Below are 24762 nucleotides of genomic sequence, written 5' to 3'. Positions count from 1 at the left end.
TAAAATAAAAAGCCCGGTTAATACCGGGCCTTCGTTCAAACATTCAAATTTAGTACTATTACTAATCGCAATTCAAACTCAATAAGCCCAACTCTCGTAAAGCAACTGAGAACTTAGCGAACTCATGAGTTGTGCTGGTTTTAAACTCGGCCATCATATGATACCAGCGTTCCAGCAAGAATTGATGCTCTTTAATCCATTTATCTAAAATTTCCCTGGCATCGCTGCTTTCCGGTGCATGTTTAAGAATGCCAACCGTTAGTAAGCGTTGTTGCCAGTCTAACTCTTCGCGATAAGAGGAACGCGCCAGTGCTTGCCAGTGATTTGAAACCGCCTGTTTATTGATCTGATCCAGGAACCAATGTAATTCCAACTCAGAACCCAGCATGTAATACAAGCTGGCAATCAGCGAAGTATCGCGATCCTGCTCCGCGACGATTTGCGCCAGATCCAGACATGAGAACAGATTACTCATACTGGCAATTCGGGTCGCTATTTCATTGGGAACCCCAAGCTTCACGAAATTGTCAATATTGAGCTGTAATTGCTTGTATTCAGCCGGAACTAAATAAGCTTCAAGATTTTCACTGATGTTGTCGAACGTGTCGGCATAACTGTCGATACAGGCTTGTAATTCCTGACCTTTTTTACCGTGACGCATATACCAGCGAGAACCGCGACGCAACGTGCGACGTATGCTGTCAAACATTTGCAATTGCACTTCAGCAGAGACCTTGTTGTCCAAATCTTCGACACTGCCCCACAGCGCTTCAATCTTGAACACACCTTTGATCACGGCATAAGCATTGGCAATTTCATGCACTGCTGCGCCGGTTTCTTCACGCATACGGAACAGGAAGTTCAGTCCCATGTCATTAACCATGTTATTGGCCAATTTCGTAGCGATGATTTCTGCCCGCAATGGATGCTCTTCCATTTTGGCGGCAAATTTGTCTTGCAGCACTTTCGGGAATGCACTAAGCAGCAGTTTTGCGTGATAAGGATTATCCGTAATTTCAGGAATATTGAGCTGTTCTTTAAGTACCATTTTGCCATAGGAAATCAGTACCGAAAGCTCCGGACGCGTAAACCCTTTACCACGGGTCAGACGTTCGGATAAATCATCGTCAGAAGGGATAAATTCCAACTCGCGGTTAAGCACCCCGTCTCGCTCCAGGCCATGTACAAAGCGCAACTGCTCTTTCAGGGAGCCGACGCCGGTTTGATGGGTAATCGACATGCTTAATGTCTGACGATAACAATCCTGAATCACCAGGTCTGCGACGTCGTCGGTCATGTCATATAACAACTGATTACGTTGTTTGACTGTCAGATCACCGGCATTGACCACAGAGTTCAACAAAATTTTGATATTAACTTCATTGTCCGAGCAATCGACACCGCCCACATTATCAATAAAGTCGGTATTGACCCGTCCGCCAGTTGACGCATATTCAACCCGTCCTAACTGAGTCAGACCCAGATTACCACCTTCACCGACAATCCTGGCCTTAACCTGGCTACCGTTGACCCGTACATCGTCATTGGCTCTGTCGCCGCAATCTGCATGGCTTTCTTTAGAGCTTTTCACATAGGTGCCGATACCGCCGTTCCAGATAAGATCAACCGGCATCTTAAGTGCGGTATTGATCAACTGATTCGGTGTCATACTGGTGGCTTTGGTATCCAACCACTTTTGCATTTCCGGCGTTAACTGAATAGATTTCGCTGAGCGAGAGAACACGCCGCCGCCTTTAGAAATTAAAGACTTATCGTAATCATCCCAACCCAATTTTGGATTATCAAACAAACGCTTGCGCTCTACCCAGGTTTTAGCCGCATCCGGGTCCGGATCAAAGAAAATATTCAGGTGGTTAAAGGCACAAACCAGACGCGTGTGTTTAGACAACAACATGCCGTTGCCGAATACGTCACCAGCCATATCACCTACCGCTAAACAGGTAAAATCTGTGGTTTGACAATCAACTCCCATTTCCCGGAAATGGCGTTTAACCGACTCCCACGCGCCTCTTGCTGTAATGCCCATGCCTTTGTGGTCATAACCTACGCTACCACCAGAGGCAAATGCATCACCTAACCAAAACCCGTATTCTTCTGAAATACCATTGGCGATATCTGAGAAAGTAGCAGTACCTTTATCAGCGGCAACCACCAGGTATGGATCATCTTCGTCGTGGCGTACTACATTTTCCGGATGAACAATGCTGCCATCTACGATGTTATCGGTGATATCTAATAAGCTGCGGATAAAGATTCTGTAGCATTCCTGACCGGCTTTAAATATCGCATCGCGACCTTCAGATACCGGTAGTTTTTTACAAACGAACCCGCCTTTAGCGCCAACCGGAACAATAACGGTATTTTTTACCTGCTGGGCTTTTACCAATCCCAGCACTTCGGTTCTGAAGTCTTCCTGACGATCGGACCAGCGCAAGCCACCGCGAGCCACTTTGCCACCACGCAGGTGCACACCTTCAACCAGCGGTGAGTAAACAAAAATCTCAAACTTAGGTAACGGCAGGGGCATATCCGGAATCAGTTCCGGCAGGAACTTAAAGGAGATATACGGTTTTTCAAACCCTTCTTTATCCGTTTGATAAAAGTTAGTTCTCAGTGTGGCCATTATCATGTCCAGATAACGGCGAATAATACGGTCGTCATCCAGGTTTGCCACCTGATCTAATTTGTGTTTGATATCCTGCTGTAATGCCTCAATCTTGTCAGCATCTTGCTCTTTGCTCGGATCAAAACGCGCTTCGAACAAACTGATAATCAGTGTGGCAATATCTGGGTATCTGTCCAAAGTACGGGCAATATAGCTATTACTGAAAGAGCTGCCGGTTTGGCGCATATACTTGGCGTAGGCACGCAAAATGGTGACTTTGCGCCCCGTCAGCCCTGCTCCAAGAACCAATCGGTTAAAGGCATCATCTTCCAAATCATCATTCCAGACTTTGGAAAACGCGTCCTGGAACAAGGATTGCGCTTTCACCATATCCATTTTTGCACTGGTACTGTGTAACATGGAGAAATCCATGATCCAGTTAACATCGCCGTCGGCACTCTTCACTTCGTAAGGCGTTTCATCGATAACGCGCAGACCGAAGTTTTCCAATACCGGCAACACTGCAGATAGGTGAATAGGCTCTTTCTTATGGAAGAGTTTCAGACGAACAGCCTCACTGTCTCTGGACTCTTCCTGAGGTTTGTAGAACAGCATGTCCAGACGGTGACTATCATCCAGCAATTCCAGCTTTTCGATGTCTACTACCGTTGTGCCTGGCAGATTTTGTTCCATATAACTACGGGAAAAAGCGCTTTCATATTTTTGTTCTAACGCTTTGCCTTTCGTCTGGCCATAGCTGGCTCTGATTGCGGAGCCCAGTTTGTCATCCCACGATTTAGATAGTTCCACAATATTCTTCTCTATGTCCTTCACGTTAACTTCTACATTATTGTTCTCAACACGAACAATGTAATGGGTTCTGGCGTAAACCGATTCAGAGAAATAGGTTGTAAATTCGACTTCTTTGTCACTGCCAAGAGACTTCTTCAGCAACGCCTGGGTTTCTTTACGCAGTTGCGTGTTGTAGCGCTCTCTGGGAACAAATACCATGCAAGAGAAGAATCGACCGAAGATATCTTTTCTGACAAATATTCTGGAAATACCGCGCTCCTGCATCTGGAAAATGCCCACGACAATTTTAAGCAGCTCTTCGTCTGTGGTTTGCAGGATCTCATCACGGGGATAGGTTTCCATGATATTTAACAGGGCCTTGTAAGCGTGTGTTCCTCGCTCAAAACCCGACGCATCACAAATGCGTTGGATCTTATCCTTAAGAACCGGCAGTTGTAAGGCACTGCTGTTGTAAAAAGACGCGGAATAAAGACCCAGGAAGCGATCTTCTGCAATCACGTTGCCTTTGTCGTCAAATGTTTTGATGCCGATGTAATCCATATAGGCAGGACGATGTACACGGGCTCTGGAATTGGTTTTAGTGAGGATCAGGGGTTTATGGCTCAGGGTTTCCTGGCGAGCAGATAAAGGTAATCTGGACAGTACGCGCTCCCGATCACTGATGGAGTTTTTCATCAATCCTAAACTGGATTCATTGTCAGCAATCCAACGGTAATCGCCTTTGATTGCCTTCGCACCATAATGACGGTAACCCATTAATGTAAAATTGTGATCTTCTACCCAGGCCAAAAAGCGCTCCGCTTCCTGTTTTTGTTCTTTGCTACAAGGCGCCGGGGCTTTTTTGAAATCGGCAATAATGCTTTTAAGGCGTTCCCGCATTGCTTGCCAGTCATCAACCGCTAAACAAACTTCATCCACTACAGACTCAATTTCTTTCGCCAGAGCGTCCAATTTACGACGGGAAGTTTGTCTGTCAACTTCAATCAGAAACACCGTTTCTTTAGTGGTGTTTTGGTTTTTGGCACCTTCGCCAAACTGAACCAGGCTTCCATGCTCGTCACGCACCAGACTCAGAGGACTATGGATCAACAGATGCGAGGTGATGCCCAATCGATTCAGCGACATGCGCACCGAATCCACCAGGAACGGCATATCTTTTACGATAATCTCTACGATGGTATATGTGGATTGCCACCCGTGCTTAGCAACATCCGGATTAAATACGCGAATAAAGGATTTATCACTGTTGTAGGTAGCAAACTCATTCCATAAGCTGAGTACTGCTCCATAAAGGTCACTATCGCTACGACCATCAAGATCGGTGTTTGCGACGTTTTGATATAAATTTTTAGCGAACTGAAATACCAGTTCTTGTTTTTCTTTATCTACTTTATTTTTAATAAGTTGGTACACGTTGTTCAAAAGAACAGAATGTGCGCTTGTAGATACCGTCATTTCAATACCTTGTGATGTTGGGCTTAATGTAGGGTAATTGCCAGTCTCTGATAAGCCTGGTTCAGAGACTAGATTTTGCAATATTTTCCATGAATATTACTGAATATTAAAGAGAAATTTACAACACAAAACTGCACCAAAAATAAATATTCAGGCTTCTCAAATAAAAAATGACCTGAAAGGTCATTTTTTATTAATTTTTTGCATTGCTATGCAATATATTATTTTTGCTTACGCCAGAACAGGGCTGCGATAGCTGGTAATACCAGTATAGCTCCCAGCATATTCACCACAAACATAAATGTCAGCAATATCCCCATATCCATCTGGAACTTAAGTGACGAAAATACCCATGTACTGACGCCGACAGCCAGTGTAATACCTGTGAATAGTACTGCACTTCCCCGCTCCTTCAGGGCTTCAAGGTAAGCATCCTGACAACACATACCGTCTTTCAGTTTTTGGCTCATGGTAGACAGGATATAAATTCCATAGTCCACACCAATGCCTACGCCAAGAGCAATAACGGGTAAGGTCGATACTGTCAGGCCAATCTCAAGATATGTCATCAATGCCTGAGCCAATACTGACACCACATACAAGGGTATAACCACGGATAAGGTTGCCCGTAGTGAGCGGAAGCTCATCAGACACAAAATGATCACGGCTCCAAAGACATATAACATCATAGGGTCTTGTGCCGCCGCAACCGCTTCATTGGTTGCTGCCATTACACCGACCGGCCCGGAAGCCAGTTTAAATTGCAGATTGTCTGTTTCATATTCGGTTCTGAACGCTTTGACCGCATCAACCACACGATTGATTGTCTCGGCTTTGTGATCTTCCATGAACAAGATAATCGGCATAACAGAGCAATTGCTGTTCAACAAGCCTGAGGATGTGGGCACCCGACCAATGGCCTGAACCATGGTTTGCTCGTTTCTTGGTAATACCTTCCACTTAGAGTTACCTTCGTTGTACCCGGCGTTCACACGTTTAGCTACCGACGGTAAACTGATAGCAGATTGCACCCCATCAATGTTGGTCATTTTCCACTGGAACTCATCAATCGCGCTCATAACATCGTGTGACGTACAGGCTTCCGCATCAGTTTCCACCAGGACGGACATATAATCCACCGTGATTTCAAACTTATCCGTGATCAAAAACGTGTCCTGATTGTAACGGGACGACTCGTGCAGCGCCGGGGCACCTGCATGCAGGTCACCAATTTTCATTTCTTTTGACTGTATCCAGCCCAGTACAAACAATACAGCGGTAATCGCCAGAATATACTTAGCAACCCCCATTGATGAGCAACATGAAATACGTTCCCAAATGGCGTCTATTGTACTTTCTGTTTTGTTAACAACATCTTCGGCGCATTTGGTTTTTAATTTCAGATAAGACATTAACACCGGCAACAAAATCAGGTTGGTCAGAATAATGACTGCAACCCCCATAGATGCCGTGATAGCCAGTTCGCGGATAATACCAATGTCAATCACCAGCAAGGTCATAAAACCGACAGTGTCTGATATCAGTGCAACACCACCAGGTATTAACAATTTTCTGAAAGCATTTTGTGATGCCAATTTGGCAGTAGAGCCATTGGCCACTTCTTTGCCCACGGCATTGATCATCTGCACGCCATGACTCACACCGATGGCAAACACCAGGAACGGCACCAGAATCGACATAGGATCTAAACCAAATCCTATTACCGTTAGCAAGCCCAACTGCCAAACCACCGCAATTACAGAACACAGCAGCGGCAGGAAGGTCAGCATAAGTGACTTGGAAAAGAAGTAAACCATGACGGCCGTAATGGCAATCGCGATAGTAAAGAACAACACCACGTCTTTAGCACCATCAGCCACGTCACCAATCATCTTGGCGAAACCAATGATATGGATACTGATAGTATCGGATTCAAACTGACCTCGTAGTTCATTTTCAAACTGCGCGGCCAATTTCAGGGTATCGAGTTTTTCCCCTGTTTCCGGGTCCAGTTCCAGTAACTGCGCCGTCACCATTGCGCATTGAAAATCAGTGGAAACTTGTCTGCCAACGATGCCTGCCTTGGTGATATTTTCCGAAACCAGTTCTAAGGCTTCAGGACTGGAAGGAGAAAAGTCAGCAGGAATGACCGGACCACCGTCAAAGCCACCTTCAACAATTTCAGTAAAACGTGTAGATGGTGAGTACAGCGAAGTTACCAGGCTTCTGTCCACACCGGGTATAAAAAACAACTGGTCGTGAACATTCTTTAAGGTAGTGAAAAAATTCTCATTGAAAATGTCACCGTCTTTTTCACACACGGCAACTAACACATTATTAGCACCACCAAAATCTTTGCTGTGCTTCATGTAGTTCACCATGTAATCATGGTTCAACGGGATATTTTTGGTAAACGCGGCGTCCATTTTAAGTTGCATCGCCTGGAAAAACAGAAAGCCTGTCGCAACAAAAAACAGCAGGATAACGGCAAGCCGATGCCTGAACAGCAATTTCTCAAGAAGATCGGTTAACGAATTCATATCTGTTTTATGTCCTTAATTCAGAGGGAGAGATTTAAAACCTACAGCCGATACTGCAATGGCCTTTTGCCCGGCAGCAATCGCATCGATGACATTTTCACCGTCTTTCTGTTTTTTGAGTCGCATTGTTCCGTTTTGATAATATCCAATCGTTCCGTTATTACCCACGAGTATTGCACCGGAGTCATTGACTGGAATAACAGAATTAAACGTCGCCGTGGTTTTAGTTTCTACACGACGCCAGCTCTCCATGTCATCTTCAGAGACATACAGGCTACCCCGCAATCCTGCCGCCATCACGTGACCATTAGCCAGTTTAGCAACACCGAAAAATGAACCATAGTAATTGGTTTCTACCCGTTGCCAACTCTGACCAAAATCTTCGCTGTAAGCCACCAATCCAGATTCGCCGACAACAATCAATCTTTGTCCATCGGCAGTAACTCGGTTGAGATGCGGTAAAATGGACGCCATTTCCTGACGGTAAAATTCCTCATCCTCGACTTTCAACTCTTCAACATAGGCTTGATCATCCGGGTGCAGAAACGTTGGGTGGTATTCCCGCTCCCAGTTTTGTCCCCCGTCCTGAGTTCTGAAAAATACCCCGTAAGCGCCAATGGCAATTCCCTGCTCAGGGTTGAAGAAAAAAACATCCAGCAAAGGACGCTCTAATTCAGGTAGAAACTGCTGAGTTTGCCAGGTTTCGCCATTGTCAGCAGAATGAAGTATTACGGCATCATGCCCAACCGCCCAGAGCTGCTCACCCATTGCAAATGCAGCGGTCAACGTGGATTTTGTAGGCACAACCTTTTGCGTCCAGTTTGCGCCATTATCATCTGATACCAGGACATGGCCGCGTTCACCAACGGCCAATAAACGGCTGTCTGACGTGACGATATCCAATAACATTGATTTGTGAGCTAGTGGGGCAAGATAAGAGGATTCAGTTGCCGATAACGCGGAACAAAATAAAAGACAAGAAACGAGAATACTTTTTGCTGATTTCATAAATCCTTCAACATAGAAAAAGGTGGCCCATTTGTGGGCCACCAAACAACACAGATTTTAGCGACGCCCTTCTCTTCTTAGCGCCTGTGGAGTGAAATCTTGATCCTGAAGTTCTACAGAGAAGTCATACATACTCTCTTCATTATCAAGTCCCACCGCCAGATAACGACGTGAGTTGAGGTCATGGTTAACATCAAGCGTAGACCAATGAGTAGGAACTTCATAATAATTTACGCCATAAGCAATATTAACCCGATACAATTCGCCGCGATTATCATACATATCCGCGACCTGGATTTGCCAGCTATCTTCATCGATGAAGAACACGCGTTTTTCGTAGATGTGTCTGACACCTTCTTTCAGTGTGGCTTCAACAACCCAAACACGGTGTTTTTCAAAACGCGTCAGGTCAGGATTGATATGACCAGGTTTTAAGATGTCGTCGTATTTTACCTGATCACTGTGCAACTTGTAGTTGTTGTAAGCAACATATAATTCTTGCTTACCTTTTAACTCCCAGTTATAGCGGTCCGGAGCACCGTTAAACATATCCAGATCATCACTGGTTCTCAGGCCATCAGCCGCTGTTCCCGGGGCATCATAGGCCACGTTTGGCGCCAGGCGCACACGGCGCTGACCAGTATTGTACGTCCAGGCTTTCCGCGGCTCTTTTACCTGGTCCATGGTTTCATGAACAAGCAACGCTGTGCCTGCCAGACGCGCTGGTACCGTCACTTTTTGTTTGAATTTAAACAGTACGTTTTCTTCAAACAGAGACTCAGGTGTCGCATCGCGCTGAGAATATTTAATCATTAAAACGTCATCAAACCCGATAACAGTGAAATCTCCACTGGCAGTCGGCGCTGCCTGACCACCGAAGCGCTGCACTCCCTGGCCACGATATCGCAATAAGTGGTTCCAGATAGCTTCCAGACCATTTGAAGGGATCGGGAATGGAATTGCTCCTGAGGCGTTTTTGATGCCGTTACCACCTTGCACCAGTTCGGCGTTAACCGCATTTACTTTTGCCTGATCGTAGATCCATTGTGGATTCGATGCTGTGCGTCGCGTTTCGTACACAGGCATGCGGTAAGTGTCTGGATAGGTTTCAAACAGCTTTATCTGACCAGGCGTCAGAAAAGCTTTGTACTGTTCAAGATTAGCGGATGTGATCTCAAATAATGGCTTGTCAGCAGTAAATGGATCAGGGTGGAAATCGCCGGGTGTGTAACCATCCGGCGCTTTCGTGATACCACCGCCCCACGCGGGAATACTGCCATCAGCATTGCCAGCTTTGACACCACCTAACGGAGTTAATTCGGTTCCTAACTTGGCGGCTTCTGCTTCAGAAACTTTGGCATTTGCCACGTTTACTGACAGCGCCATGGTAATTGCAGATGCAATCAGGGCCAGTTTTTTCATTATATTCGCTCCTTAGATGGAATACTTAAAGTCAAAAGAGATAAAGTCACGATCGGATAAGTCATTCGCCTGACCACCACCCCAGAATGCATTGTAGGAGAAGGTGCCGGACATCTTGCTCAGATAATCGAAAGTGAAGCTGATGCTGCCCGATTTTCTATCTTCAGTGAACAGGAACAACGGATTTGGTGTGGTTCCGTCAACATCGTGGGCAAACGTAGAACGCACTCTTAAGTTGATACCACTATACACGTTGTTAAAGTCTGCTACAGCCAGTAAGCGGTAACCCCATGCATTATCAGTCGCAAACTGAGCACCGGTTTCCGGACCGTTAGATAAACCGACATGTAAGCCTTCACGGGTAGACACTGAGCCATCAGGATTAGTAATGGGTACCAGAGGTACTGAACGGTGTGTGCCTGGAGCTTCCAACGCTAACACACTTGGATCTGGCATATCCTGGATTTCTACGTAACCCACTTCACCCAAAACAATCAGGTTATCTATGAATCCAACCGGCCCAAATAAATGAGACGCGGTTAACTGCAACTGCAGGCTATCCAGTTCAATAAAACCTTCAATGAATTCACCAGGAGTCGGTGCATGGCCTATGTACGAGTCGTACTGAGAAATTCCCGCCAGATCAGGACGCAGTCCTGCTGCAGCTAACTGTTCCGGGAATGCCGCGTAAAGCAGGGTTACATCGTCAATCTGCATCGGCTCATCAGGACGGAATGAAATTTCACCCGCCAGAGAGGTTTCACCCACGCTGGTGTTAAAGCTCATACCGTACAGTTTGATGTCTTCCGGGAAGTATGCCGCTGCTTTGGGGAAGATTTTTAAATCTGTGATATTTGACGCTGTGATCTCATTAGCAGCAAGAAATCCTATATCTTGCGCAATAGTCTGTCCTCTGTAGTCAGCACTAAGTCCGGAAAGTAATGGACGGCTGCTGTGATAATTCAGATGGTAGAAGCTAAACTCTGTATTGTTTAACGCTTCAGAGAAGTAGGTAAACTTAACACCGTATTGACCACTGTCACTGGCGTCGTTGTAGAAGTCGTCGCCTTCAGCACGAATCGCCACTTTGGTTGCATGTGCTAACAATGCAGAGCCCATAGCTGTTGGATCTGCACCGGCACGTACCGCTGCGCCAATTTGATTGAGAGAATTAATTAAAAACGCCTGGTCTATATCCGGGTTACGGGTAAAGCTCAACTGGATGTTATTTAAGTGACCGCCGTCACCGGCGAAATCATTGGTGCCAAAATAGGTACCAGACACGGGTAAAACACTGCGTTCAAACTCATACTGATAATAAGCGTCGACACTAAAACTGTCAGTCAGGCCCAATGAGGCAAATACCGTTCCCACCGGAATAAATACTTCTTTTAGTTCCGCACCTGGTGCTCTGGCACGACCTACATCCACCGGGTTGATTGTATTGATACCATGCTGAATAAAGGTACTCTCACCCCAGGAAATCACCTGGTCACCAATACGCAAGCTGAATGGCTTTTCACCCAGATAGGTGTCCCAATAGAAAAACGCATCCAATAACCGCACGTCAGTACAGGCGTTTTCTTTCGCTCTTGGGTCATCACACAGATCGCTGCGGCCATCGTTACCTGACAACTGGCTGGAGATAGGGTTTTGCCACGGACGATCACCGTCCATCAATTCAAAGTCGTAGTAGTACATGCCACGTAAGAAGACACCCCAGTCACCTTTATTGATGTCTAATTCGTGCACGCCTTTAAATACGGTTGAAAAAGCTTCACCCCTGTCAAAGTTTAAATTTCCCAGGTCGCCGTTCGCTGAATAGGCACCAACACCGTCATTCAGTCTCCAGATATCCTCACCCTCATAAATGATATTGGTGGTCATGTTATAACCGGTCCAGTCAAGGTTGGGTTGGCTACTGTTAGAAATTTTCCCGAAATCACGGTCTTCAACCCGATAACTGGTTCCCAGTGAAAAGGTTGAATCGAACGTAATATTGAAACCACCGACTTCCCAATTTGCACTGTGGGCTGGAACCGACATAACGGTAGCAGCGGCCAGTCCAATGGCAAGAGGCGACTTTTTGAAGATACGAGGCCCTTTGATCATGATTTTTATTCTCCCCTGTCTCTGCAGGCTGGTGTTGTGTGTACCCTATAAACACAGAGTGCATGCTTATAATTAACAAAATGATTACATCATTTTAATACGGACGCAAGAACTAATCGTACCAGTTAAAATGATGGTAAGGTTCGGTTATATCAACATTTATTTATTTTAGGTAAACGAAGTAATAGCCTGGCTAGGCAATTTTTTCAAAGGATTTGAGCTTGTTATTTTCATCCACGATTAGACGAAATCGCCCCTGAATCCCTGTTTTCGTTACATACGGCCTGAGATTCTTGGTGGGAAGTTGCACTTTTTCGCCTGAGTCGGACGTCATCAAACAGGTGTTCAATTGAGGTCGATAAAGATTTTCACAATCGAAATAACTGATATTGAGGCTGAAAAAATAACTTTTCATTTTTGTGAATATTTTTTAAATAAATGGCTCTGATTTAATCAGAGCCAAGACTTTTGGTTACTTTTTCGTACACATCTTTACTTAATCCTGACGTATCGGCGATACGCGTTAATTGCAGACGCATATTTTCAGCCTGAGGACCTGTGAGCTTTTTCCACTTCAATAGTGGTGTAATTATGCGCGATGCAACCTGGGGATTAACACTGTTAAGTCGAATAATGTTATCGGCGACATATTGGTAACCGGAACCATCCTCTTTGTGAAACTGCGGAACATTGTAAAAAGCAAATGTACCAACAACTGAACGCACTCTGTTAGGGTTATCAAACGTAAAGCGTTGATGGCTGGTGAGCAAATCCAAAGTGGGCAAGATATCGTCTCTGTCGGTGCCGGCATGTAGCGCAAACCACTTATCAAGTACCAGTACGTCGTCATGCCACTTTTGTTCAAAGTCTAACATCAAGTTTTCAAAACAACCCAGGGTCCCTGGGGTTCTCAGCGCATGTAACGCGCCCAGCGAATCGGTCATGTTATTCGCTAAAGAAAATTGCTGTTGTGCCAAATCAGTCTGGCCACTGGCCAATGTGTGGTATTGCAACAATAAGTTCTTCAACCGGCGCTTTTCTGCATCGCTGGTCTCATACTGATACGGCTTATTTTCAAACCCTTCAATATAGTCGACAGCGAATGTGTTGAGTGCATCGGCCAAAGATTTTCGAACCGCTTCTCTGGCGCTATACAGCGTTAAAACATCCACTTTTTCACGTTGTTCACTCAGGTATTCAAAGCCAGGTAAAGACAACAGCTCGCTCAGCAGACCAAGGTCGGAAATACCGGCAGATATCAATTGTTGAGCAATGGCGGCTATGTCACCTGCAACATCCCCCCCGGTATCAGCTCGCTTCCAGATTAAATCAGAGTATACCGACTGCGCAGCATCCCAACGCGCAAAGCTGTCTTTGGCATACAACATGATTTCCAGCGACTCGCTGTTATCGATTGCCTGCTGCACCTTTACTGGCGCAGAAAAGTCGGTAAACAACGCGATATTTTGTTCCGCATTTACATTTTCAATGACCAGATCATCAGCGTCATTCAATAAACTGAAAACCCCGCTTTTTACCTCGTCGGTATGCTTATCGAACAATTCCCAGGCCACCGGAATATGTAAGTTTTGTTTTTCTTTTTGACCTGCTGTTGGCGGGTGAGTTTGCTTTAGACTTATCGTCAGGGTGTTATTCGCCGGATCGTAGTGTTTAGACACTGATACTACCGGCGTACCTGACTGGCTATACCAACGTCTGAATTGCGATAAATCAACACCGCTGGCATCCTGCATAGCCTGCACAAAGTCATCACAGGTTACGGCCTGGCCGTCGTGACGTTCAAAATAACAATCCATCCCTTTCCTGAATCCATCCTGCCCCAGCAGAGTGTGGATCATGCGAATCACTTCAGCACCTTTGTCGTAGACCGTCACCGTATAGAAATTGTTCATTTCAATCACTTCGTCGGGGCGGATAGGATGTGACATTGGCCCGGCATCCTCAGCAAACTGATGCTCCCGCATGACCCGCACCTGTTTGATACGGTTGCTGATATGGGAAGACATATCAGAACTAAACTGTTGATCGCGGAACACCGTCAGGCCTTCTTTCAGGCTTAACTGGAACCAGTCCCGGCAGGTAACCCGATTTCCGGTCCAGTTGTGAAAGTACTCATGGGCAATAATAGATTCAATGTTGAAATAATCTTCGTCGGTGGCAGATTCCGCATTCGCCAGAACAAATTTACTGTTGAAGACATTCAGCCCTTTGTTTTCCATTGCCCCCATATTAAAGAAATCAACAGCAACCACCATGTACACGTCCAGGTCGTATTCCAGACCAAAGGTTTGTTCATCCCATTGCATTGATTTTTTCAGGGAGTCCAGTGCGTGCTGACCTCTGCTGCCATTGCCTTTATCTACGTACAACTCAAGTGCAACATCACGTCCTGAGATAGTGGTATATTGGTCGGTAACCTGGTCAAAATCACCTGCCACCAAAGCAAACAAATAACAGGGCTTTTTAAAGGGATCATGCCATGTCGCCCAGTGACGCCCGTTTGCCAGCTCTCCTTGCCCGGTTTTATTGCCATTGCACAATAGATAGGGATACTTTTCCTGGTCGGCAATGACTTTCACCGTGTAGGTTGTCAACACATCTGGCCGGTCAGGAAAGTAGGTTATCTTTCTGAAGCCCTCGGCTTCACATTGGGTACAAAAAGTATTGGCCGCATAGTACAGGCCTTCTAACGACTTGTTTTCAGACGGCAGACACTCTGTAACAATTTCAACGTCTGCGTTTTCGAAGGGAAATACCACCTGCAGGCCATTTTCAACAACACGGAATGCCTCGTAAACCTGACCGTTTACTTTGAAAGACAACAGCGCCAACCCTTCACCATCAAGCATTAACTTGTTTTGGCTGAGGTTGGTTTTCTTAATTTTTAATCGACTGGTAACCCGGGTTCGCTGTGGATCTAAATCAAACACCAAATCCACTGACTTAATTTCAAAGCCATAGGGTTTATAGTCAGCCAGCCGTTTGGCGGCTGGCGTTACTGCAGAATTATCCATCTATTGCCTGTTTTAGTTATTGGGACCGCAAGTCCCATTTGGGGAATCACTCGTAGTAACTTGTATATGTTCAGGCGGCTCTAATCTCAATATCTTAATGCCGAGATAAGCATAAATAATTGCCAATACCGGATTAATCAGATTAAAGAAGGCAAACACCGCATACTCAAAGGGATGTACCAACAATACGCTGTGCATGTAAGCACCACAAGTATTCCAGGGGATTAGCGGTGACGTTATGGTGCCTCCATCTTCAAGGCTACGAGACAAATTAAGCTGGTGTAAACCGCGCTTTTTAAACTCTTCTTTGTACATGCGTCCCGGCATGACTATGGAAATGTACTGATCAGCGGTAATCAGGTTAGTTCCAAAACAGGTTAAAATAGTTCTGGTCACCATATCCCCTGCGGATTTTGCCCCTTTCAAAATAGCGCTAACAGCGCGTTTTAACAGGCCTACTTTTTCCAATACCGCACCAAAACACATGGCACACATGATTAACCAGATGGTATTGAGCATACTGGACATGCCACCACCGGAAAGTAGATCATTGAGATTAGCGTCAGTGGTAGTAAACGACACGCCATCAAACAACGCAATCCACACGACTTTAATCGCCATCGGAATGGAGTAATCGCCATCCGCTAACCGGGCTATGGCTTCTGGCTGAAATAAAATCGCCCAAAGGCCACCGAGCAACGCCCCGAAACCCACAGAAGGAAATGCCGGTACCTTTTTAATGGCCATTGCCAACAACACAAACAAGGGAATGAGCATATGAAACTCAATATTGAATTCCTGCTGTAGCAAAGATTGCATTTGAGCAATATTTTCTGAGTCAACGTTATTGGAGGCATTAAAGCCCAGGAAGGTGAATAAGATTAATGCGATTACAATGCTCGGTACCGTAGTCCACAGCATGTATCGAATATGAGAAAACAAATCCGTACCAGCGACGGCCGGTGCCAGGTTGGTGGTTTCTGAGAGAGGTGAAACCTTGTCACCGAAATACGCACCAGACACAATGGCACCTGCAGTAATCGCTTCGGACATTCCCATCCCGTTGGCGATACCAATTAAGGCGACACCCACAGTTGCAGCAGTGGTCCAACTACTGCCAATGCTCATGGCAACAACAGCACATATAACCACAGAGGCAGTATAAAACACCGTAGGATTAAGTAGCTCAAGGCCGTAGTAAATTAGCGTGGGTACCGTCCCGGACAATAACCAGGTGCCAATCAGGGAGCCAACAGCTAACAAAATCAGTATGGCCCCTAATGAGATTGAAATCCCCTTGATCAACCCCTCTTCTATTTCTTTCCAGGTAAAGCCATTCTTTAATCCAACAATGGCCGTTACTGCCATACCTAACAGTAATGCAATCTGATTGGGTCCGCTGGAAGAGTCACTCCCGAATACCACCACTGACGTGCCCAACAGGGAAATAAGCACGACAATAGGGATAATGGAATCCAGTAGTGAAGGTTCTTTATATTGTGATTCTGACATCTTTTATTCTCTTCGATACAACGGGTAATTTAAAAGAAAGAGCGGACAAACATAACGACAATAATGACCGGACATACAAACTTAATGTACCAGGGCCATACCCGCCAGAAAAATGAGTGCTCGGCAGCTTCATTGCCATTTTTAAGTTCTTGCAGAATTTCGTTTCTTTTCCAAACCCAACCGGCGTAAATAGACAATACAAGCCCTAACAAGGGTTGACTATATTCTGTTGTCAGTGAAACCACCAGGCCAAATAGCCAATCAAAATTAAATACTAACGTGGCGCTGATCAATAAAATCGCTCCGGCGATAAGCCATACCGCTTTTGTACGGGCTACATTTTTACTTTCGACCACATAGGCAACCGGCACTTCCAGCATTGAAATAGACGAGGTTAATGCTGCGATAATCATAAGCGCAAAAAAAGCAAAGCCAACAAGGCTTCCGATATCACCCATAGTATTGAACAGTTCAGGCAGAACCGCGAATATCAGATTAGACCCTTCGATTAGCACACCGCTTTCATTGAAAATGGTGACGCCATTATGCATCGCAACATACATAGCCGGAATAATAAGCAGACCGGCCAAAATGGCAACGCCAATATCCACCAGAGCCACTGACACCCCTAACGATGGCAGATTCTCTTTTTTACTGACGTACGAACCATACACCAACATGGTCCCTACCCCCAGCGACATAGAGAAAAACGCCTGCCCCATCGCACTAATGAGCAGGTCGGGATTACCTATTTTGCTGAAATCCGGCAGTAAATAAGCCCGCATTCCTTCCGATGCACCGTCCTGCATCGCAACATACAAAATCAGAATACCGACAATAACAAACAGGGTTGGCATCAAACGCACTGACCATTTTTCTATGCCATCGCTGACACCACCAACCACGATTGATGCAGTTAACGAAATGAATATAGCGCAGAATATCAGGTTACGTGACTGGGACTGGCTGGTGAGCCAGTCTGACAATGAATCTTGCCCCAGGAAAGACATCAGCGCTTCAATACAATGGGAAATCATCCAACCCGCGACAATAGCGTAGAAGGACAAAATAAGAGAGACGGTTATAAAGCCCCATACCCCTGTTGCCCGCCCAATTTTGTGGCCGGTTACCTGCCCGAGCGCATCCACCATGTTTGCACGTGTGGCACGGCCGATGATTAGTTCAGCCATCAATACCGGATAGGCCAGTACAAACGCTAAAATGATATATACCAAAACAAATGCAGCACCACCATTGCTGGCGACTTGTGTAGGGAAGCCCCAAATGTTTCCCAGGCCCACAGCTGAGCCGGCAGCGGCAAGAATAAAACCTATTCTCGTTGAAAACTCGCCTCTGTTATTCATGTAAATTCCTTGTTGTTATGTTGTTATTTTTGTAATTAATCTGCAATCTTCACCGCGTACGGAATTTTTTGCAACCAATAAAAAAGGGCCTGAAAGCCCTTTTTAGTGAATTAAATCGAGATCAACGGTTAATGGCATACTTGCCAGTATTTACCACATCGAGAGTAATATTTACCGCTTCATCCAGATATGGGTCTAACTCTTCTAAATCCTCTGGTACATCATCTAATGTCGTGATCTTTTCTTTGCCCATTCTCACCAGTCTTTCATTTACCCGTTGTAATTGCTGCGCTTCCAGATCTTCTTTTTCCTTCTTACGCTCTGATTCAACAATACTGATGTAGTCTTTATCTTTGCTCTCTTTATAACGCTCAATATCGTTAAAGATATAAGCAAACTCAGGGTCAGTGGCTATGCGTTGTTGATATTTGCTATTCACCTGGGTGACAGCTGAGCTGGTTTCACCGAAAGTCGTGTAGTTCGCTCGTGATATGCTGTCCCATGGCAACGCATTATCTTCCTGGCTTTCTCCCCATTCTGCAGCCTCAATTGGCGATGGGAAAAGAATATCGGGCACTACCCCCTTGTGCTGGGTACTGCCACCATTAATGCGGTAAAATTTCGCAATAGTAAATTGCACACTGCCTAGCGGATTGTCGTAAAAGTCATAGATACGTCCCAGTCCCCGATGCTGTTGCACCGTGCCTTTACCAAAGGTCTGTTCACCGACAATTAGAGCACGTCCATAATCCTGCATTGCCGCTGCAAATATTTCGGATGCGGATGCGCTGTACCTGTCCACCATAACCGTTAACGGGCCATCGTAGTATGTCACACCATCAGTATCACTGTTTACACTGATCTTACCGGTACTGTAACGCACCTGGACTACTGGGCCTTCATCAATAAATAATCCGGACACCAGCGTAGCTTCGGTTAATGAACCGCCGCCATTACCGCGCAAATCAACAATAACAGCTTCTACGTTATCTTTTTCCAGAGAGGCCAGCTCATTTCTCACATCCTGATGCAGGTTATTGTAAAAAGATGGAATGGTAATCACGCCGACTTTTTTGCCTTTGTGCACACCGACTTCAGGTACATACACTTTCGACTGAGCGGCGCGATCTTCCAGTTTAATCTTATCGCGTACAATGGCGACGACCTCAGGTGCAGCAACATCGCCGGTGGCTTTAACAACCTGTAGTCGAACTTCGGTACCTTTTGGCCCTTTGATCAGCTCTACCACCTCATCGAGACGCCAACCGATGACATCAATAAACTCTTCGCCTTCCTGAGCAACACCGACAATTTTATCTTCCGGTTTTATTTTTTTGGATAAATCCGCCGGTCCACCAGGCACAATACTGCGGATCACGGTAAAATCGTCTTCCAGTTGCAACACGGCACCGATGCCTTCAAAAGACAGGTTCATTTCCATCTGAAAACGTTCGGCGTTGCGAGGCGAAAGATAGCTGGTATGCGCTTCGATACTGCGTGCAAACGCGTTCATCACCGTCTGGAACACATCTTCGCTCTTGGTTTGGTGTAATCGTTTTATGGCGCGGTTGTAGCGTTTTTCCAGTAAATCTTTAATTTCTTCCTGGTTTTTACCCGCCAGTTTCAGATTCAACGCATCGTATTTGATGCGCTGACGCCAAATTTCGTCTAATTCAGCATTATTTGCAGGCCACTGGGCATCTTCTCTGTCGTAGTAATATTTATCCCCTTCCTTTTCAAAGTCGAAAGGTTTCTCCAACAGTGTCAAAGCAAACTGAAATCGTTCCAGTCGCTTTTCCAGGTTTTGTTCATACATTTTATAGGCGACAGACATATCGCCTTTTGACAGGGCTTCATCAAAATCATCTTTGAATTTGCGCAGTTGCTCGATGTCAGATGCCAAAAACACCGATTTATTTGCATCAAGGGAACGCAAATAGCGATCAAAGATCATTTCAGATGTGCTGTCGTTGAGTTGTATTTCTTTGTAGTGAGCTCGTGTAAACAGATCAGATATCCGCTTTGCAGCTACCTTGTGTTGTCCTTCCGGATTCAACTCTGGCAGTGCTTCGGGGGCATTGTCAGAAGCGAAAACACTCCCGGATACCATTGATGCCAGCAATGCTGACAGAACTGTTACACGAACTACTTTTCTCATACAACTACCTTTTTTTGGCTATAAGTCGCAGGTTGTCTTGCTGTACTTTTATCTGCATTCCAGAATCAAGTATAACCTGAATGCCATCTTTGCCCACTTCAACTATCGTCGCAGGCATCGGAGACTTGCCGACTTTTACGGACACTTTGGTACCAGCTACTAAATCTGAATCCGTTAACTTTTCAGGTTTAGGTCTGTTAGCTGGCGCTTTGCGTTCTTTTAGCTTAGCGTTATCTGGTGCAGTCTTGCCATTAGCTTTTGACTTATTTTTGTAATTTTTCTTTTCACCGTCCTGTTGCCGCGCTTTCGCTTCAGATTTTTTCCGCTCAGCGACTTTTTGCTTACTCTCTTTGAGTTGCAACTGCGCATGATCTTCATGGTCTTTTTCAACTTTAGCGTCTGCACTGCCATCAAGGCTTACGCGATCTGCACCTTCTTTGATGGAATACAAATAACGCCAGCTGTTGGTGTAGTGCCGCAAAGAACTACGTAAAAGGGTCTTACTTACCCGTGGCTCATCTTTCAGTGCCTCGGCAAGATCTTGAAAAATACCGATCTTAAGCGGCTTTGCATCACCTTCACTGGTAAAGCACGCTGGAAATGTTTCGGTCAGGAATTGGATGACTTGTTTTGAGTCAGAAAATTTTTCGGAAGTATCCATTAATGGAAATAGTCTTGTGTTAATAATTGTTCAGATGTGCGCATCATCCCAAGTTGCCAGCAATTGGTCAACCCAATCACTTAAATCCTGGGCATCAATTGACAATAAATCGGCATCTTCTCGCCAATTTTCCCATACGTGCTGCACCATATTCTCTAATTGTTCTACCGGGATGTCTTCATCGGCTTTGTCGTACAACAGGTGCAATATCGTATTCAACTGCTCAGCAGCTTCTTCTGCCTGCTCTTCATCAAAGACATCCATGTCTTCAGCCGTAGCTAAAACTACGTGAATATCAAAGAATTCCTTCAAGCTAAAGCAGCCTCTACGATTTTAACTACTTTTTGCAATCCCACCAGATCCATCTTATCGAAGCGGGCTTTTTCAGGGCTGTCTAAATCCAGCACACCGATTAACGCCCCATTGACCATTACCGGGATAACAATTTCAGAATTTGAAGCGTGATCGCAGGCGATATGCCCCTCAAACTCATGAACATCCTCAACCACCTGTGGGAATTTAGTTTTGGCGGCGGCACCGCATACGCCACGACCAACCGGGATACGCACACAAGCCGGTTTACCCATGAATGGTCCTAAAACCAATTCATCACCTTTCAGAAGATAAAAACCCGCCCAGTTAACGGACGGTAGTTTATTCCAGACAAGAGAGGCAACGTTCGCGAGATTAGCGATCATATCAGATTCACCGGCCAAAATAGCTTCGGCTTCCTGCGCTAATTCATCGTATAACTGCTCTTTCGTTTTCGCCATAATTCTTTCCTGCAATTTCAAGAGAATGCTAATTTAATTTGTTTTGCATTAATTTAAAACAGATTTCAAATTACATTCGTATGCGTAAAACAGAAAAAGGGGCTGTATTACGCATTTGTTTTTTCGGGAAAAGCGATATTGGGGAAATTAAGCAAAGATCAAGGTTTGCTTAATTATATAGATATATCAACTGGCACTAATTGATAGCGAATTGCACTTCCACTATCGCGCTAATTCCAGTTTCGCCCGGCATAAAGCTATCCTTTGCAGCAACCCGCATCATACCTGCGGATTCATGCACTGGCAGGTTAGCAGAGATCTCTGATACGCCAACAACGTCCCCCAAAGACACCCCTAACTTACCAGCCATTTGTTTAGCTTTTTCCTGGGCATCAGCTATAGCATTAAGCAACGCGGTTTCATAGTGTTGTTGTTCGTTACTGACCAGCATTTGAATGTTGTTAATTTCAACATTTGCGATGCGAAAAACATGGTCAAAAATCAAACTTAATGCTTCAGTTTCTTTGATATTTACTTTAATGATGCGCGTTAATTCAAAGCCTTTTTGTTCCCTGTTTTGGTTTTCATATTCAATCCACGGGGAAACAAAGATCTGCATACTTTGGATGTGCTGTTTTTCAACGCCCTGCTTGATTAACAGACTTTGCACCTGTTCCGTTTTTTGTGAAACAGAAGCAAAAAGCTTACTCACTAAGGGGCCTTTTTCACGCATAATCACGTCAAATTGCAGGCCGTCAGGCGCGGTCAATACGGTGCCATGACCTGAGACTCTCAGGATATTTTGAGCAAAGCCAGTTGAAGAAAATATCAGACAAAAGCAAGCCAGAAACAGTGCAATTCTCATCGTAAAACTCCTTTGAGATTATTTTAAGCCGTTGTTGCTAAAGGTTGTGGCATTATCGCCCAGGAAAATGATTTTGATGTGTTTGCCATCTTCACTGCCCCAGATACACGATGTCGTGCCTAACGTCTCAGAACAATTGCTCGGTGCCCCAATAATGGCCTGAACTTCATCCTGACTCATGCCTAATTTAAGTAAATCGTAGTTTTCTTTAGTCAACCTGGAACAGGCAACTAAAAGCAGCGCTGCAATAAAAATAATAATGAGCTTTTTCATATGGTTACTCCGGCAACAATTTACTGAGACTCTAAACGAGGACCAGGTATTTGTCTAAGTATTTGCTGTAACCAATAGTAATGCAGGTGACCAGGTGTCACCCACATTTGAATCACCCGGTGCCTGTTGCAACTGAGTTGTCATTTTGTCAGACACCGTATGGCTATCATCTATCGCTCTGAAGCCTTATACGTCATAGGTAGTTGACGCGGTATCACCACCGCGTCCGGTCCAGTTCGTGTGAAAATACTCACCACGTTTTTTGTCCAGGCGCTCGTAGGTATGAGCACCAAAGTAATCACGTTGTGCTTGCAACAGGTTTGCCGGCAATCTTTCACTGCGGTAGCCATCGAAATAACTCAGCGCTGAGTTGATGGTGGGGGCAGCAATACCATTCATTAATGCAGCGGCCGCCACTCTTCTCCAACCCGCCTGAGCGGCTTGTAATTTTTCACTGAAATAACTGTCCAACATCAGGTTGGCAAGCCCGGGCTGCTTATCAAAAGCCTCTTTAATATTGCCCAGGAATGCTGAGCGGATTATACAACCGCCTCGCCACATCATGGCTATTCCACCATAATTGAGATGCCAGCCATGTTCTTTAGCCGCTTCTCGCATCAATACATAGCCTTGTGCGTAGCTTACAATCTTGGCGGCAAAAACAGCCTGGCGCAGATCTTCAATGAAAGTCTGTCGGTCGCCATCAAACGTTGACTCAGGGCCAGAAATGATTTTTGCAGCAGCAACGCGTTCATCTTTTTGTGCGGAAAGGCATCTGGCGAATACCGCTTCACCAATCAGGGTTAATGGCACACCCAGCTCCAGCGCAGCAACACACGTCCATTTGCCGGTTCCTTTTTGTCCTGCGGTATCTAATATATTCTCGACCAGCGGTGTGCCATCAGTATCTTTAAATGCCATGATGTCGCGGCTAATTTCCATCAGGTAGCTGTCCAGGTCGCCTTTATTCCATTCCGCGAACACCTGGTGAATTTCATCAGCGGTTAACCCTACGTATTGCTTCATGAGCTGGTACGCCTCACAAATCAACTGCATATCTCCGTACTCAATGCCATTGTGTACCATTTTCACAAAATGGCCGGCACCATCTTCACCCACCCAATCACAACAAGGAAAATCCCCTTCGACCTTCGCGGCAATGCGCTGAAATATTGGTTTAACCTCAGGCCAGGCCTCAACTGCACCACCTGGCATAATTGAAGGGCCAGTTAAAGCCCCTTCTTCACCACCAGAGACCCCCGTACCAATAAAGTGAATACCTTTTTCTCTTAGCCAGGCGACTCGACGGTTTGTATCAGGGAAGTAGGTATTACCGCCATCGATAATAATGTCACCTTCGTCCAGCAACGGGATCAACTGCTCAATCACAGCATCTACCGCGGCGCCGGCCTTTACCATCAACATCACTTTTCGCGGCACAGCTAATGAATCAACCAGTGCCTCTAAGCTATCCGCACCGCGAATAGTTAAACCTTTCGCCCGGCCATTGATAAAATGCGAGACTTTGTCAGTCGAACGATTGTAGGCGGTCACGGTGAAGCCTTTATTCGCCATATTTAGGATGAGGTTTTCTCCCATCACAGCCAGCCCAATAAGGCCAATATCTGATTTAGTTTTCATATCTGCTCGGTAATTCTCTGAAAAAGTAAAGTTCACGGTGATATTGATTGCTCATGTTCCCCGGAGGTGAATCCTGTAACTCATTACATACAAGGTATATTGCATCTTACCCAACAGTTACCGGCCAACATCAACATACCTGTGACATCATAATAAATGATAATAATTTCTATTTGGGTAAATTATCGAATAATTTAGAATGACAAGTTCTCAACTAGTCTTTATTTCAGATGAAAAAGACTACACCATTGAGTTTTCAGGAAGTCAAATATTCACAAGCTGGCTCAACCAGAAGCAAAGGGAAATTGGCCTGTTTAAAACCTGATGCAATAACGATTAGGAACACGTATGTCTTACAAAGTTGAAATTATGTACTGCACACAATGTCGCTGGTTAATGCGCTCAGCCTGGATGGCCCAAGAGTTACTTAACCTGAGCTGCGCATAAGAACAAATGAACTAAATGCCCTTGAGGTGATCGGATCTTTCGACCAAAAAAGAAAGA

17 protein-coding genes are annotated in these 24762 nt (G+C 45.3%); 1 reads left to right on the top strand and 16 read right to left on the bottom strand.

Annotated elements, in window-relative coordinates:
* Window positions 1-61: 61 nt before the first annotated feature.
* The 16 genes from AC0J20_RS12290 to gnd form a co-directional block, all read right to left on the bottom strand.
* Window positions 62-4894 (bottom strand): NAD-glutamate dehydrogenase, encoded by a 4833-nt coding sequence (locus tag AC0J20_RS12290; protein ID WP_473021859.1) that lies wholly within the window; start codon window positions 4892-4894, stop codon window positions 62-64.
* A gap of 221 nt (window positions 4895-5115) precedes the next feature.
* Entirely contained in the window at window positions 5116-7434 is a 2319-nt protein-coding gene (locus tag AC0J20_RS12285) for an efflux RND transporter permease subunit (RefSeq protein WP_473021857.1), read from the bottom strand.
* 15 nt (window positions 7435-7449) lie between these two features.
* A complete protein-coding gene (locus AC0J20_RS12280; RefSeq protein ID WP_473021856.1) occupies window positions 7450-8343 on the bottom strand; it encodes a WD40/YVTN/BNR-like repeat-containing protein in 894 nt (297 codons plus the stop codon).
* Between the two features lie 156 nt (window positions 8344-8499).
* On the bottom strand, window positions 8500-9867 hold the full coding sequence (locus AC0J20_RS12275) for a DUF1329 domain-containing protein (RefSeq protein WP_229528033.1): 1368 nt from the start codon (window positions 9865-9867) through the stop codon (window positions 8500-8502).
* 9 nt (window positions 9868-9876) lie between these two features.
* Window positions 9877-11976 carry a DUF1302 domain-containing protein gene (locus AC0J20_RS12270; RefSeq protein ID WP_229527604.1) on the bottom strand — a complete coding sequence of 700 codons (2100 nt, stop codon included), beginning with the start codon at window positions 11974-11976 and terminating at the stop codon, window positions 9877-9879.
* A 193-nt stretch (window positions 11977-12169) separates the two neighbouring features.
* Entirely contained in the window at window positions 12170-12391 is a 222-nt protein-coding gene (locus AC0J20_RS12265) for a DUF2835 family protein (protein WP_229527605.1), read from the bottom strand.
* Window positions 12392-12425: 34 nt separating this feature from the next.
* Window positions 12426-15011 carry an aminopeptidase N gene (pepN, locus tag AC0J20_RS12260; RefSeq protein ID WP_473021854.1) on the bottom strand — a complete coding sequence of 862 codons (2586 nt, stop codon included), beginning with the start codon at window positions 15009-15011 and terminating at the stop codon, window positions 12426-12428.
* 12 nt (window positions 15012-15023) lie between these two features.
* A complete protein-coding gene (nhaC, locus tag AC0J20_RS12255; protein ID WP_229527607.1) occupies window positions 15024-16523 on the bottom strand; it encodes a Na+/H+ antiporter NhaC in 1500 nt (499 codons plus the stop codon).
* Window positions 16524-16552: 29 nt separating this feature from the next.
* Complete coding sequence (locus AC0J20_RS12250) at window positions 16553-17887, bottom strand: sodium-dependent transporter (RefSeq protein ID WP_229527608.1); 1335 nt, start codon at window positions 17885-17887, stop codon at window positions 16553-16555.
* Window positions 17888-18008: 121 nt separating this feature from the next.
* Window positions 18009-20045, bottom strand: a complete 2037-nt coding sequence (prc, locus tag AC0J20_RS12245; protein WP_229527609.1) for a carboxy terminal-processing peptidase — start codon at window positions 20043-20045, stop codon at window positions 18009-18011.
* Between the two features lie 4 nt (window positions 20046-20049).
* Window positions 20050-20706: an RNA chaperone ProQ gene (gene proQ, locus AC0J20_RS12240; protein WP_229527610.1), complete on the bottom strand. Its 657-nt coding sequence runs from the start codon at window positions 20704-20706 to the stop codon at window positions 20050-20052.
* A 30-nt stretch (window positions 20707-20736) separates the two neighbouring features.
* Window positions 20737-21018, bottom strand: a complete 282-nt coding sequence (locus tag AC0J20_RS12235) for a hypothetical protein (RefSeq protein WP_229527611.1) — start codon at window positions 21016-21018, stop codon at window positions 20737-20739.
* On the bottom strand, window positions 21015-21479 hold the full coding sequence (locus AC0J20_RS12230; protein ID WP_229527612.1) for a GAF domain-containing protein: 465 nt from the start codon (window positions 21477-21479) through the stop codon (window positions 21015-21017). The genes AC0J20_RS12235 and AC0J20_RS12230 overlap by 4 nt, the downstream gene beginning before the upstream one ends.
* 196 nt (window positions 21480-21675) lie before the next feature.
* Entirely contained in the window at window positions 21676-22344 is a 669-nt protein-coding gene (locus tag AC0J20_RS12225) for an SIMPL domain-containing protein (protein WP_473021853.1), read from the bottom strand.
* 18 nt (window positions 22345-22362) lie between these two features.
* Window positions 22363-22617: a DUF3862 domain-containing protein gene (locus tag AC0J20_RS12220; protein WP_229527614.1), complete on the bottom strand. Its 255-nt coding sequence runs from the start codon at window positions 22615-22617 to the stop codon at window positions 22363-22365.
* Between the two features lie 186 nt (window positions 22618-22803).
* Window positions 22804-24258, bottom strand: coding sequence for a decarboxylating NADP(+)-dependent phosphogluconate dehydrogenase (gene gnd, locus AC0J20_RS12215; protein WP_473021852.1), 1455 nt, complete (start codon window positions 24256-24258; stop codon window positions 22804-22806).
* 348 nt (window positions 24259-24606) lie between these two features.
* Here gnd and AC0J20_RS12210 point away from each other — a divergent pair, with 348 nt between their 5' ends.
* Window positions 24607-24705 (top strand): Rdx family protein, encoded by a 99-nt coding sequence (locus AC0J20_RS12210; RefSeq protein WP_473021851.1) that lies wholly within the window; start codon window positions 24607-24609, stop codon window positions 24703-24705.
* Window positions 24706-24762 lie beyond the last annotated feature (57 nt).

It is taken from the genome of Planctobacterium sp. R6 (assembly GCF_055755215.1).
This window is presented reverse-complemented; position numbering and strand designations above follow the sequence as displayed.